Here is a 13483-nt window from a genome sequence, read left to right as displayed (position 1 = left end):
ACTTATTCGCCAAATTTAGCAAGAATCCTTTTTTATTTTCTCAACCCTTTTTATCTTATGGTCATTTAATTCCTATTAAAGCCCCATTATTCCCAATCATAAAAAATTTAGACACGCTAAAGGAGACCCAACTGCAAGGTCCCCTTTAGCATGCCTAAAATATCTGAAATAAGCTATTCAAATGGCTTCTTGATAAGCTTTTAAAACCGCAGTCTGAATGACTTCTCTGGCAACAGCTGAAATGGGATGGGCGATATCACGAAATTCCCCTTCAGGAGTTTTACGACTTGGCATAGCTACAAAAATCCCATTCATACCTTCTACAACTTTGACATCGTGAACAACGAAAGCATTATCAAAGGTTACTGAGACTACTGCTTTCATTTTTCCTTCAGTATTAATCTTCCGAACCCGCACATCGGTAATATTCATTATGAATCACCACCCTTCCACTTCCGGGCCTATTCATAATAATATTCTCTGTATGGTAAAAAAATCCTGCCTCAAATTCAGGAAAATTTCTTTTAATTTATAAAAATATCCTATATCTTTTTTACAAAAAGACAGGAACAACTGTGGTTTTTCCTGAGTCAGGATTCAACTCCTTAAGCTGTAACAACGACAGATACCCTTCAACAAGCTTTGGCTCTGAAGTTATTTGTGCTTCCACCAAAATACCAATACCGACAACATCTGCTTGAAATTCTTCCATCAGACTTTTGATTCCCAACGCTGTTCCGCCGGCTTTCATGAAATCATCAATAATCAGCACTCGTTGTCGTGCTTCTAAAGCTCTTCTAGAAAGGGACATTGTTTGAATACGTCGGGATGACCCGGAAACATAATTGATGCTGACCGAGGAACCTTCCGTAACCTTGTTGCCGCTTCGTATGACCACCATAGGCACTCCCAGCGCCTCTGCTGTGACAAGGGCCAAGGGAATACCTTTAGTTTCGATAGTTACTACTACATCAGGCTTCTTTTGTCGAAAGGCACCTGCAAATATTAACCCTAGTGGTCGTAGAATAGATGGATTAAACAACAAATCCGTCATGTAAATAAAGCCACCCGCTAAAATTCGCTCTTTATCATTCAACCGTTCTGCTAAGGAATTGAGCACGGCAGTTGCTTCTCCCTTGGAAATCTCCGGAATATAACGCACCCCTCCGGCAGCCCCTGGAATGGTTTCAAGATGACCATGCCCGGAGAGCTGCAAACTCCCCTTGACAGCCATTAAATCCTCACTAATTGTGGACTTAGCTGTTCGAAATTGTTCTGCAAATAAGGCTAAAGGAGTCAGGACATTGGGCTTTAACATCAGCACTTGAGTGATGGCCACCATCCGTTCCGCTCTTTTCATTTTCTCCACGATTATTTATCCACCTTGTCCGGCTCATTCTTAATACTGAGTACATCAAACATGACATTCTCTGCTGTAACTATATGCGCCATTGCTAATGACTGGGCTTCTTCGCTATCATGTTTTCTTAATGCTTCAACAATCATTCTATGCTCCTCAAGAGCCAGCTTATTTCGTCCTGGTACCGCTAAAGAAGTGGCCCGAAAACGTTGGATTTGTTCCCTCAAGTTAGCTAAAATCTGAATTAATCGTTCATTGCGGCTCGCACTATACACCAAGGCATGAAAATCCGTGTCAGACTTTACAATCTGCTCTAAATCCATCTCGCCTTCGGCATTGGCTCGATAAAATAATACTCGCTCCATTTGTTCTAATTCATCTTCCGTAATACGTTCTGCTGCCAGCCCTGCTGCCAGCCCTTCAAGAGCTGAACGTATTTCGAAAACATCAGCGACATCTTTTGACGAAACCCCGGCAACATAGGCCCCCTTACGTGGAATCATGACAACAAAGTTCTCCAATTCTAATTTCCGAATTGCTTCACGTACCGGGGTTCGGCTAACCCCCATTTCTTCGGCTAACTGAATCTCCATCAGCCTCTCTCCCGGTTCAAGAACGCCACTTAAAATCGCATCCCTCATAGACTCAAAAACAATCTCCCGTAATGGTTTATAACCGTCTAGTATCACCGGCAATAATCGTTTTCCCATCCTAATATCCCCTTTCAGAAGAATTATTTTTAGATAGTATTTGTCACCCAAACGTGTTTAAAACCCCTTTTTCTCAACTCGGATGCAACTTGCCTCGCATGGTTCTCTCCTTGGGCAATTCCAAATACACTCGAGCCGCTTCCAGACATTAAGGCTCCCGAACATCCCAAATCCACTAAAATTTTCTTATATTCTTGAATAATGGGAACTAGTTGAATTGAGGCAGGTTCCAGATCATTATAGAGAAGTTCCCTAATTCTGTGTACTGATTTTTCCTCTAAGGCCTTTTCCCAATCCATTTTGCTTAATTGACCTGATTGTCCTAATAAGTCAAACTGTCGATAAGCCTCCCCCGTATTCACTCCTGAATCTGGCTTTATTAAGACAAGATCTATTCTGGGAGCTTTAGGCAATGGCTCGAGCCGCTCACCACGTCCCGTTGCCCACATGGTTCCACCTTGAAGACAAAAGGCCACATCCGCTCCACATATACCTGCCAGCTTAAGCAGCTCATCAGTGCTTAAGGGTTCATCATAAAGCCGATTTAATAAACAAAGAGTGGCTGCGGCATCAGCACTCCCTCCAGCTAATCCAGCCTGTATCGGAATGTGTTTTTCAATTTCAATCTCTATTCCACCGGATAGTTTAGCTTGTTCTAAAAACTCCATCGCTGCCTTATAGGCCAAATTTCCCGAACCACTTAATCTTCCACAACGACATACGATTTTTTCACCATAACGACGAACCTTAACAATATCGTGTAATTCAATGGATTGCATAACACTCTGAAGATCATGGAACCCATCTTCCCGGACACCAGTTATGGCCAATGCTAAATTAATCTTCGCATTTGCGAACATTGTAAGAAAAGATTCTCCCATATACATTACCTCTTCCGAACATTGCCAGAGCATTTCCTACTATTATACATATTTTCAGGTTGGAGTTCCAGCACTTCATTAGGCAAAATCTTAATAGAACAATAGGGGCGAAGATAATCCTCGCCCCTACAAAACTCTTTACTAAAACTACCCTTTGAATACTTTAAGTTTTTAAAACTCACCACCAACAACCCAATCGTTCTGTGCCGGAACATAAGATAAAGCCTTCTGCAATTCAAGCCTCTTTCGAATTTCTTCCTCAATCGGCTCTAGATGCTCAAAGAACATTACAAATGTGTCCCCAGGCGAGCAACTATCCAGCCCTCGACAAAAGGCATCTAACTCTGGGAGTACAACCATTATGTTCTTAGTATCCATACCACTGGCTATAGCTTCATGATATAGAATTTGAGCAATTTCACCGGGTTTTCGTCCCCGTAGATCTTGATCCTCACGAATAATCAGTCGTTGAAACCCTTTTGCTGCAATCCGCCCTACTTCTCTCACCATCTCATCAGGTCTATCTCCAGGAACAGTAATACAGCCCACGAGGGATTTCTTCTTAAAATGTTTAAGGGTTTTAGCAATTTCTGCAATACCTGCTGCATTATGTCCGTAATCAACAAATACATCCACACCATCGACCTTATATAGATTAAGTCGTCCACGATTGTGTTCTGAGTCTGAAGAAAACCCTTGGAGAGAATCTCGAATAGCTGCAGTACTTATCCCCAGAGCCCATCCTGAAGCAATTGCTGCAAGGGTATTTTGAATATTGTGTTTAGCCTTCCCATCCCATGTGACGGGAATTTGTTTTACGGAACAAATGCGAAAAATCTGGGAGCCTTGACAAAGAAGTATCATACCTCTGCGTACAAAGACCGCTGTTCCACCTTTCGCCAGGTGTTTTCGAATATGAATATTATCTTTTTCCGTGCTGAAGAAGATGACCCTTCCCTTGGTTCGCTGTGCCATTTGGACGACGTATGGATCATCAGCATTTAAAACCACGTAGCTATGGGGTTTAACTACTTCAGCAATTAGACTCTTAACATGAGCAATATCTTCAAGAGTTTCTATTCCGTATTGACCAAGATGATCACTTGAAACATTAGTAATTACCGCAACATCTGCATAATCATAACCCAATCCTGACCGGAGGATTCCTCCTCTTGCGGTTTCTAATACAGCTACTTGAACCTGTGGATGTCTCAAAACGACTTTAGCACTATCCGGCCCGGTCATGTCTCCTCTTGCCCACATTTTTTTATTAATAACTATCCCATCAGTTGATGTCATTCCCACAAATAGCTTTTGATCTGTAAGTAACTTACTAATCATGCGGGTAGTTGTCGTTTTGCCATTAGTGCCACTGATTGCAACAATGGGGATGCGTCCGTTTCCGGTGGGGATAACTTGTTCAACAATAGCTTTACCGACATCTCGCGCTTTCCCTTTACTTGGAAAATGATGCATTCGAATACCCGGAGCTGCGTTCACCTCGATAATACAGCCTCTTCTCTCGCGATAGGAAGCTTCAATATCCTCAATAACTAAGTCTATTCCAGCCACATCTAACCCTACCAGCTTCGAGGCATAGACCGCCATCTCTACATTATCCGGATGTACAAGATCCGTCACATCTTCTGCAATCCCTCCGGTGCTTAGATTTGCACTGTCCCTCAAGTAGACAACTTCTCCCTTTAGCGGAACAGATTCCATGGTTAAGTCTTTAAGAGTTAAGTTCAGAAGGACGACGGAATCAATTTTGATCTTCGTTAAGACCTTCTCATGATCATCTCCACGCAGCGGATCCAAATTAGTTTGGGCAACTAACTCTTCAATAGTGGATTGCCCATCTCCAATCACGTGGGCCGGCACTCTCTTGGCTGCCGCAATCAGCCGCTCGCCTACAACAACTAAGCGGAAATGCTCTCCTTCTATATATTCCTCTATAATAACCCACTCGCCATAAGTTTGAGCTACCTTAAACGCTGCTCTGACCTCCGCTATGCTTGTGAGTTGAAGAGTTACTCCCTTCCCTTGATTACCATTCAAGGGTTTAATGACAACCGAAGTATTCATATCAATAAATGCTTTTACAGCTTCTTCTTCGGTTCGCACAATCAGACCATATGGAACAGGCACTCCACCCTCACTAAGCACTTTCTTGGTCATTTCTTTGTCACAAGCGATATCCACCCCTATGCTTGACGTTGCATCTGTGATTGTCGCTTGAATACGTCTTTGGTTGCGGCCATAACCTAACTGCAATAAACTTCCCTCATTGAGACGAGAAACTGGAATTCCTCGTTCCTCACAGGCCTTAACAATTACTTGTGTTGAGACCCCTAACTCGCACTTAGCCATTTCGGATTTAATTTGATTTACTGCCTTTAATACATCAAAGGAGTTTCCTTTTAAGAGGGTATCAACAAGTAAAAAACCTAATTTAAAACCCTCAATGGCACCGGTTTTATCTTCGTAATTAAAAATAATTTCATACCAACCAGGCTTATCTAATACAGCCATAGTTTTACCATATTTAATTGTTTGGCCGGCTTGAGTTAATAGTTCTATAGTCACATGTTCAATGACATGGCCGATAAGAGTTCCCTCATGTAGACGCTCTAGGAACCCTCCGCGTTTGCCTCTAGAGCAGTAGTGCTCTTCTAAGCCGGGTAGCTGTTCAACAAGTCGCTGCCGAAAGTCACCCAGTTCATCAGTAAACCGTTCCGTCCATTCTTGGAGATCCACAATAGCTCGAATAATTGGGCGATGGCTGTACACATTGGCCCCTTCGACTGCATGGATTTCTCTAATCTCCATTTTATTATTGTTCCTCCTTAAGAAGCAATGGTTAAATATCCTCCACTAGTTTTAACCTTTTTCTCTCTTGGTATTCCTCATAATTCTTTCAATTGGTCAAAGCTTAGAGACTCGCTGCTTAAGATCAAACCCATAGCCCTCAGATAAAACATGCATTACAATCGGGCTTAATACCAGAGATTGGCCAGGGGTGGTTTCAGAAACATTTGTAGTGGTTGAAGTTGATGCATCAACGACTGTTACTGTATTGCTTCCTATCACTGAAAAACTGGCATCTGATTGAACTAAAATGGCAGTATCCTCGTCAATACCCACTCCCAGTACATAGGGATTCTGAGAAATCGCCGATAAAAGTCTGCCAATTCTCCCTCGTTGGGCAAAATGTTGATCTACCACTACAGAACGAAGGAGCCCCAGCCCCGGAGCCATAGATAAAGTGTTTTTCTTGGCGGTTCCTGCTTCTCCACCGACAATCATTGTATCGGACATGACAGATGCTCCTGCACTTGTTCCTGCAATAATGATCCCGTTCTCATATAATAATTGAAGCTTACGTCCTAGCAACGTACCACCCAGCAATCCAGTTATTCTTAGTTGATCACCCCCTGTAAAGAAAATCCCTGTCGACTGTTCAAATTCTTTTTCAATTCCTTGTCTGTTAGCTTGTGTACGGTCTGAAACATCCAGAACCTGAACTTCCTTAGCCCCTAGTTGTAAAAACAATGAATAATACTCTGTCCCCACCTGAAGAGGATATTCCGTCGCAGCGGTCAATACGGTAATCCGTGCTTCTCTACCTCCTGATTCCTCAACAAATCTCTTTAAAATTTTACACTCGTTTTTCTTATCTTCTGCTCCACCAATAATAAGCAGTTTTCCTTCAACACGTTCTGTCAAAACTGATCCCTCCAGTCTGACTTATTTTCCACCTAAAAAGGGTTTAATTATGCAAGCGAACATTCAGAAATCATAAACATACCATGAGTTAAGAAATATATTACCTAAAGAAAGGGGCTTCTATTCTATGCCCAACTATCAAATCTATATTTATACAGCTAGTCGATTGCTTGAACTCTATAAAGACAATCAACGAATTCGTTCCTATCCTATAGCAGTCGGCAAGAAGTCAACCCCTACTCCTCCAGGCAATTACTATATCGCCACCAAAACAATGCAGCCCGGCGGAGTCTTCGGCACCCGCTGGCTGGGACTATCTATCCCTTACTATGGAATTCATGGCACCAATAACCCCATGAGCATTGGGCAAGCGGTATCAAAAGGTTGTATTCGTATGTACAATCACGACGTAGAAGAGCTCTACCAAATTATCGAAACCGAAACTCCCGTAATCATACAGGCATAACATTGATGGGCGTTACGCTAGACACGGGGACGGTCCTCTCGTCTTAAGACAAGAACCGTCCCCGTGTCTAGCCTTATTTGTTTAATACGGGCTTCGCGGATAACCCCTTCGCATCTGTCCCCTTGTTTCTACCCCCCCTACTCCGTCTGTTCCCGTAATTGTGTGGGTTAAAATATCCTTTACAGAAACAATTTGATCTGTTGGGGTAAATGCAATTCTCTCAACAATAAATACTGGATCGAAAGCGTGAATTAGCATGCGTTTAGGCGATGAAGCAAAATTTGCTCCTGCTGATAGAATCGCTTCATAATTTGATTGACAGGCACCTGCAAAGATAACAAGTGCATCTCTATTATGCTGAAAACGCCGAGCTTCTAAAACAGATTCCACAAAATAACGAGAACTCCGGTAGCTGTCCATACTATGAAAATCTTTTTTTCCTGAAATCAACCCATCATGCCCTGTCAACACTAATATATCCGTAGGGTTCTCTTGCAATATTTTGCGTATTACTCTCGGTTGCTCTATTTCTGATTTGCAAATCCCTTTAGCCTCAATTCCCATTTGACGATAGGTCTTAATACATTGCTGCAAATATTCCTGATCCCCATCAAGCTGCAAAACTCGGCCAGGTATTTCAAAGAATTCTTTTTGATCGTCGAATTCTACTTTTCTCTGACTTGTCAGTTTGTGTAACTTTTGATAAATCATTTTATGATCTTCCCGTTCATAATTTGCAACCTCTACAGGACTCTTCAACACAAGATCCGAGATGGGGGCATCTGCCAATAACCTTAAATTAAGTCCTTTAAGAATCACAGAGTTAGATCCTTTGCCTTTAAAATTGTTGCCCTGTATTTTATAAACATGGAAATAGACATCCTGCTGATGTGATAGACGTGCTACAACATCCCCAACCTGAATCATCAGTCTGACCCCCTCTTTGGTAATTCTAACATCGGCCATCTTAACTCTTAGCTAGAGTTTCATCATAGTTGATAGTAAATTTGCTATATCTCCATATCCTATGTCGAACCTAACTAAAACGGCATATATTAGAATTATAACAATTTACGTAAAAGGGGGTCTCCATGATGTTCGCAGGCATCATTCCAGCCCAAAATGAAGAAAAGAGCATCTTGGCTGCCTTGACCACCATTCTGCGTCTTCCTATCAGTCATATCATATTAGTACTCAATGGCTGTACAGATCGGACATTTGAACTTGTCCGTTCAATTCCTGATGCTAGAATTCACACTCTCTACTTCTCAGACTCCCTGGGAATTGATATCCCGAGGGCAATTGGAGCACTCTATGCACGCCATTTAGGTGTTAAAGGCGCTCTCTTCGTCGATGGGGATATGTCTGGAGATATCTATGAGAATCTCGTTAAACTTCTTGATTCCATAGAGTCAGGAGTTGATGTAGCCTTAACAAATTGCTATCCTTATATTCCACATCGTCAAAAGTTGGCCAATCTAGTCTTAAGGTTTAGGGCAAAACTAAACCGTGAGCTGGATTTGTTTAAAAGCCTTGGCCTCGCAACCCCAACACACGGACCACATGCACTTTCCGAACGAGCTCTGCGTACTCTTCCTCCCGAAGCAATAGCTATCCCACCCCTCACCCTATACTGGGCCCAAAAAAACAACCTGACTATTAAAGTTGCTGCATCAATTCCCCACGAAGCTCTTCATTCTCCCAGAAAACATCGTCGTCATGCCCGACTGATTGCTGAAACCATTATCGGAGATTGCTTAATGGGATTATCCCTTGTCAAAAATGAGCCTCCCTCTAGATCCTTGGGAAAACACACTTTATTAGGCTATCATCCTGAACGACGTTTTGATCTTCTTGAATACTGGGAGCAGTCCCTTAAGTCTGAAGGAATTTTCTTTGAACAGCATATAATTATCCCCGGATCTCCCCTGCCACCGCCAAATCTACCTGAAGCTTTCTAGTTGTCTTTAAGGCCTTCTTAATCTTGGATCAATATTATACTTTTGAAAGTAATCTAAAATCTCTTCCTTTTCATCAGCTTGTACGTGTACAATTGGTTGCATCTTTCCCTCATTCACTCCGCTCCACTTCATGTAAATCGTTTGATTATAAGACTTATTTAAAATGGGATCTGTGTACAATAAATCAACCACTACGAAATGAGCATTAATATTAGATTGTTTAAGGTACATTTCGTCACTTGGTATATTCATTATCAGGCTTGAAGCAGCGTCCTTAGGTATCTCGTTGACAATTGATGACTCATCATTATAAATCGGCTCTGCGGATAATTGTTCATCGAAAACGATAGTCTCACTAGAAAGATCAACTGCCGGGTGTACCCCTACATTATTAAATTTTAATTCTAAGCTAAGTTCATTGCTTATCTCCACTTTTGGCGACTCTTTGAGTACAAAATAAGGACGTGTCGTCCCTTGCTGAACTTTCCAAGCTGCAACTGTTAGGTATACAGTAACTAATGCAGTCAGCGCTAACACAGAAGTGGCAGACGTAGCAATAACGCTCGACCATTTTATTGAGCGGTGCTTACCTTTTCCCAATATTCCCTTCAACCTCCAGTATGTAAAAACTTAATCTAATTGATATTCCGAAAAAAATAATTACAACCTTTTTATAGTTTTGGATTTTTTTCCTGTTTTATGCCCTCAAAATCAATTATTTTGGCTTATAAATAATAAAAAGAAGCCCTCCACACGGAGAGCTTTGTTCAATCCTACTTGTCTATATCCATACATCCCTTTGACTACTAATCTCTGTTTTTAAATAAAGGACTTAGTTAATACTATAAATTCCTCAATACTCAGTGACTCTGCTCGTCTACCGTCAGAAATCCCCGCACACTGCATGCGTTCGATGACTTCCTCCTTTTTTAGGCCTAACCCACCGGCCAATGAGTTCCCTAGAGTTTTTCTTCGTTGGCTGAAGGCAGCTTTAACAACCCGGAAGAAGTCTTTTTTATCAACATCAAATCCTGGATAAGGGCGGAGGTCTAACCTAATTACTGCAGAATCTACTTTAGGAACAGGCCAGAAAGAATTAGCTGAAACATCCATGATTTTTGTGACATTAGCCGATATCTGGACTGCAATAGATAAAATTCCATATATTTTAGTGCCTGGCCGAGCATTAATCCGATCAGCAACCTCTTTTTGAACCATGATCGTCATCCCACTTAAAAGGTCAGCTTGCTCTAAAAAATGCATAATTAGTGGACTGGTGATGTAGTAGGGTAAATTCCCTATCAAATACCCCATTCTATCACCCCATAAATCCCTTAAATTTACCTTTAAGGCATCTTGGTGCACAACTTCCACAGAGTGCTCCTTAAGTTCTTTGTACAAAAGATTTATTTTCTGTTGGTCTAATTCTATTGCCCACATTTTCGGAACTTTTGGCGCTAATTTACGAGTTAACACTCCCAGGCCAGGCCCAATTTCAACTAAAGGAGTATCTTTTTGTAATACACTTGCAGCAACAATTTCTTCAATTACTTCATCATTTATTAAAAAATTTTGGCCCATGGATTTCAAAGCTCGTGCCCCATGCTTTACCAGACGTTGAGTATATTCAGCGGCGCTCTCCATGTTGCACCTCCTTCAGTACTTGAAAAAACTCCTGTCGAGAAATTCCAAACCTGTTTAAGCGATGGAGAAATTGTTTTGCATTACAATCTCCAATTCCTAACTTACGACCAAGTTCGAAGCGATATTCTTTAGCATGCCCGGTTCCTGCAAGACCAACTAGTATTAAATCATCTATACTAAACTGACCAATTTCAAACTGCTCTTGCCGGATCTGCGCAAAGGCACGTCGAATTTCCTCCAGGGCTGCGTTCTCAACCCCAATATCCCCTTGCTTTGTTGCGACTTTTCTGGTTAAGTAAACATGCTTTGCCTTGGGCACGTGCCTACGAATACGATTGCGAATCTGTTCCCCAACAGTATCTGGGTCAGTAAATACAATTACACCTTGTCGATTGGCCATTTCTGCGATGTATTCAAGTTTTTTTCTCGTAAGCCCATAACCATCAGTCCATATTATATCCACTTCACCAAGGGCTAAGCGCACTGCATGAGCGTCATTTTTCCCTTCAACAACTATAAGTTCCTTTATCATCCTTGATTCCTCCGTTTTCAACTCTTATATCTTAACCGAGAATGTTCAAATACTCAAATAAAAGCCCCCACTTTTAAGTGGGGGCTCAAGTTCTTTCGAATTATTTCTTTTCTTGGGTCTCTTTGTTCGTTCCGTAGGTTTTCAGAAGCTGTTCCCAAATCTGAGGATCTTCCATTCCTAAACGCCAGACGGCAACACCATGTAGTTTATACTTAAGCGCATCATCCATTTTTGCTCTTAAGCTGGCGATATTCTCAAAGTAAACTTCGTGACGAATCCCATTTGCTGTGTAGGTAAATTGCGGGACTTTAGCATTTGGGTCAGTATGGATCTCTACCCCATGTTTCTTAGCCCTCTCAACAGTTTGGGCGTAAGACAGATAGTCCGGCATTGTTGGCTTATTGGTTCCCCAGTCAAAGGAGTAAACTGGCAGACCCATTACAATTTTTTCTTTAGGAATTTTTCCTACTGCAAATTTAATAACCCGATCAACCCATCCTTCCGATGCCACAGGTCCTTGAGTTGTTCCCAGCCCATGCTCATCATAAGTCATAAGAATGATTTGGTCAGCAGATTTTCCGATTGCTGCATAATCATAAGCTCCCGACCAAAGGTCAGATGGATAATCTGCAAATTTTGCAGGAATAGAAATGTTTAAAACTTTGTCCTTTGCTTGCAAGGCTTTTTTAAGTTCTGCAACAAAGGCCGAGAAATTGTCACGATCTCCGGGCGGGGTTTTTTCAATGTCAATAGAAATACCATCCCAATTATCCTTCGTTGTCAGATTAACTAAATTGGCAACTAGGTTAGACCTTTTTCCAGGGTTAGATAGCATACTATGAGCTAAATTCTCATCAAAGCCGACAGTCCCTTTTAATTTCATGTTATGCACTAAGGCATAGGCTTTGGAGCCATTCTTCTGAACTTGATCTTTTAACTTCAGATCAATGTCTCCAGTCGGAATAACTTTACCGTTTGCATCAAAGGAATACCAAAAAAACGCAACTTCATCCAATAGTTTTGCATTTTTTAATGTAGATTCTTTTGAGCTGGGCACAGGTCCCTCCTGGTCAGTATAAAAACCCATGACTACCCGCTTCTCGGGACCTAATACAGAATCACGTGTTGCTCCTGCTTCGGCTTCCGGCAATTGTGTTGTTTGCTCAGGGGCTTCCGGAGCAGCCGGTGGTTGAACATTTGTACATCCCGCCAAAGAAAGGCTTAAAACCAAGGCACTACTCGCTAATAAAGTCAGAAACCGTTTCATGCTTCACTTCAACTCCTTAATCTAGATTCGGTAACTGACTTTATCTTCCCCGCTTCAAAAAGAGGTTATGTATATAAGGATTGTACGTTAATATCCTATTCAAGCTAATTATGGAAGATCAAAATAATTAGAAATACCTTTGGCAATTGCTCTAGATAGTTGTTCTTGATACCAAGTCTGTTGCAACTTCTTCTGTTCTTTAGCACTAGAAAGATAACCTACCTCTACAATTACAGCGGGCATACTAGTATTTTTGATAATATAAAAATCTCCAGGTTTTGCAACCCTACGATTCATCCCATTTATTTTAATCATTTCTTGTTGGATTAATTCCGCCAATCTTTTTCCAGATTCTGATTTATAATGAAAAAAAGTTTCTGCACCGGAATTTTGACCTGTTTTAGTTGCATTGACATGTAGGCTTACAAATATATCCGCCTTCTCTTCTTTTGCCATTTCAATACGATGATTTAAATCAATTTGCTTCTTGGTCGTCTTTCCTTTAACTCCATCCGGAACATAATCAAGATCTTCCTCCCGTGTAAGGAAAACTTCTATACCACTTGGTTGCAACATCTCCTTAACTTTCTGGGCAATCTTAAGATTAATGGCTTTTTCATAGACACCTTGAGATGAAACTGCTCCAGGATCATACCCTCCGTGCCCAGGATCAAGCATTACTACATAACGGTTTTCAAATTGATTAATTACTGCTGCTGAGCCTTGCCAAAATACCGAGAGTATTAGTGTACTCATAACACCAATAACAAGTAAAATAGCTAGCTTTGTTCCAATAATAACCTTCGGCCATCGCATTTTAGCACTCCCCCAATTAGCGATTCTTTTTAATGATTATGTGCTGATAAATAAAGATATACTTTCTGTTCTCAACAAAAAAGAAGCCTTGGCTTGACCTAAGGCTTCTTTCCATTTTAT

The 13483-nt window shown here is 41.3% G+C and carries 14 protein-coding genes; 2 read left to right on the top strand and 12 right to left on the bottom strand.

The window, feature by feature from the left end; translation table 11 throughout:
• Positions 1–177: 177 nt before the first annotated feature.
• From spoVG to DESMER_RS00230, 6 genes are all read right to left on the bottom strand, one after another.
• On the bottom strand, positions 178–432 hold the full coding sequence (gene spoVG, locus DESMER_RS00255) for a septation regulator SpoVG (protein WP_007777981.1): 255 nt from the start codon (positions 430–432) through the stop codon (positions 178–180).
• Positions 433–553: 121 nt separating this feature from the next.
• Entirely contained in the window at positions 554–1369 is an 816-nt protein-coding gene (gene purR / locus DESMER_RS00250; protein WP_014901086.1) for a pur operon repressor, read from the bottom strand.
• Between the two features lie 2 nt (positions 1370–1371).
• Positions 1372–2070, bottom strand: coding sequence for a GntR family transcriptional regulator (locus DESMER_RS00245; protein ID WP_014901085.1), 699 nt, complete (start codon positions 2068–2070; stop codon positions 1372–1374).
• 29 nt (positions 2071–2099) lie between these two features.
• Entirely contained in the window at positions 2100–2951 is an 852-nt protein-coding gene (gene ispE / locus DESMER_RS00240) for a 4-(cytidine 5'-diphospho)-2-C-methyl-D-erythritol kinase (protein WP_014901084.1), read from the bottom strand.
• A gap of 171 nt (positions 2952–3122) precedes the next feature.
• Positions 3123–5780 carry a cyanophycin synthetase gene (cphA, locus tag DESMER_RS00235; protein WP_014901082.1) on the bottom strand — a complete coding sequence of 886 codons (2658 nt, stop codon included), beginning with the start codon at positions 5778–5780 and terminating at the stop codon, positions 3123–3125.
• A gap of 96 nt (positions 5781–5876) precedes the next feature.
• The gene (locus tag DESMER_RS00230) at positions 5877–6677 is read right to left on the bottom strand and encodes a cyanophycinase (protein WP_014901081.1); all 801 of its coding nucleotides are present in this window, start codon (positions 6675–6677) and stop codon (positions 5877–5879) included.
• 127 nt (positions 6678–6804) lie between these two features.
• On the opposite strand from DESMER_RS00230, the gene DESMER_RS00225 reads away from it, so the two are divergent.
• On the top strand, positions 6805–7143 hold the full coding sequence (locus DESMER_RS00225) for a L,D-transpeptidase (protein WP_014901080.1): 339 nt from the start codon (positions 6805–6807) through the stop codon (positions 7141–7143).
• Between the two features lie 81 nt (positions 7144–7224).
• Here the strand turns inward: DESMER_RS00225 and yabG are convergent, their stop codons facing one another.
• Positions 7225–8070, bottom strand: coding sequence for a sporulation peptidase YabG (yabG, locus tag DESMER_RS00220; RefSeq protein WP_014901079.1), 846 nt, complete (start codon positions 8068–8070; stop codon positions 7225–7227).
• Between the two features lie 167 nt (positions 8071–8237).
• Here yabG and DESMER_RS00215 point away from each other — a divergent pair, with 167 nt between their 5' ends.
• Positions 8238–9104, top strand: coding sequence for a glycosyltransferase family 2 protein (locus DESMER_RS00215; RefSeq protein ID WP_014901078.1), 867 nt, complete (start codon positions 8238–8240; stop codon positions 9102–9104).
• Between the two features lie 6 nt (positions 9105–9110).
• Here DESMER_RS00215 and DESMER_RS00210 read toward each other — a convergent pair whose 3' ends face one another.
• The 5 genes from DESMER_RS00210 to DESMER_RS00190 all read right to left on the bottom strand — a co-directional run bounded on the left by DESMER_RS00210 (position 9111) and on the right by DESMER_RS00190 (position 13363).
• Complete coding sequence (locus DESMER_RS00210) at positions 9111–9704, bottom strand: hypothetical protein (RefSeq protein WP_014901077.1); 594 nt, start codon at positions 9702–9704, stop codon at positions 9111–9113.
• Between the two features lie 219 nt (positions 9705–9923).
• Positions 9924–10748 (bottom strand): 16S rRNA (adenine(1518)-N(6)/adenine(1519)-N(6))-dimethyltransferase RsmA, encoded by an 825-nt coding sequence (gene rsmA / locus DESMER_RS00205; RefSeq protein ID WP_014901076.1) that lies wholly within the window; start codon positions 10746–10748, stop codon positions 9924–9926.
• Positions 10732–11280, bottom strand: coding sequence for a ribonuclease M5 (gene rnmV / locus DESMER_RS00200; RefSeq protein ID WP_014901075.1), 549 nt, complete (start codon positions 11278–11280; stop codon positions 10732–10734). Before rnmV ends, rsmA begins: the two co-directional genes overlap by 17 nt.
• Before the next feature lie 100 nt (positions 11281–11380).
• Complete coding sequence (locus DESMER_RS00195; RefSeq protein ID WP_014901074.1) at positions 11381–12547, bottom strand: glycosyl hydrolase family 18 protein; 1167 nt, start codon at positions 12545–12547, stop codon at positions 11381–11383.
• A gap of 108 nt (positions 12548–12655) precedes the next feature.
• On the bottom strand, positions 12656–13363 hold the full coding sequence (locus DESMER_RS00190) for an N-acetylmuramoyl-L-alanine amidase family protein (RefSeq protein WP_014901073.1): 708 nt from the start codon (positions 13361–13363) through the stop codon (positions 12656–12658).
• Positions 13364–13483: the final 120 nt, after the last annotated feature.

The sequence above is a fragment of the Desulfosporosinus meridiei DSM 13257 genome, from assembly GCF_000231385.2.
Lineage (GTDB): Bacteria > Bacillota > Desulfitobacteriia > Desulfitobacteriales > Desulfitobacteriaceae > Desulfosporosinus > Desulfosporosinus meridiei.
Note: the sequence above shows the minus strand (reverse complement) of the source record. Positions and strands in the feature narration are given on the sequence as shown.

Excerpts from the sequence above, each read along its gene's own strand:
- DESMER_RS00190 (WP_014901073.1), bottom strand. The coding sequence starts at position 13,363 with ATGCGATGGCCGAAGGTTATTATTGGAACAAAGCTAGCTATTTTACTT.
- DESMER_RS00245 (WP_014901085.1), bottom strand. The coding sequence starts at position 2,070 with ATGGGAAAACGATTATTGCCGGTGATACTAGACGGTTATAAACCATTA.
- rnmV (WP_014901075.1), bottom strand. The coding sequence starts at position 11,280 with ATGATAAAGGAACTTATAGTTGTTGAAGGGAAAAATGACGCTCATGCA.
- DESMER_RS00225 (WP_014901080.1), top strand. The coding sequence starts at position 6,805 with ATGCCCAACTATCAAATCTATATTTATACAGCTAGTCGATTGCTTGAA.
- spoVG (WP_007777981.1), bottom strand. The coding sequence starts at position 432 with ATGAATATTACCGATGTGCGGGTTCGGAAGATTAATACTGAAGGAAAA.
- yabG (WP_014901079.1), bottom strand. The coding sequence starts at position 8,070 with ATGATTCAGGTTGGGGATGTTGTAGCACGTCTATCACATCAGCAGGAT.
- rsmA (WP_014901076.1), bottom strand. The coding sequence starts at position 10,748 with ATGGAGAGCGCCGCTGAATATACTCAACGTCTGGTAAAGCATGGGGCA.
- DESMER_RS00195 (WP_014901074.1), bottom strand. The coding sequence starts at position 12,547 with ATGAAACGGTTTCTGACTTTATTAGCGAGTAGTGCCTTGGTTTTAAGC.
- DESMER_RS00215 (WP_014901078.1), top strand. The coding sequence starts at position 8,238 with ATGTTCGCAGGCATCATTCCAGCCCAAAATGAAGAAAAGAGCATCTTG.
- ispE (WP_014901084.1), bottom strand. The coding sequence starts at position 2,951 with ATGGGAGAATCTTTTCTTACAATGTTCGCAAATGCGAAGATTAATTTA.
- cphA (WP_014901082.1), bottom strand. The coding sequence starts at position 5,780 with ATGGAGATTAGAGAAATCCATGCAGTCGAAGGGGCCAATGTGTACAGC.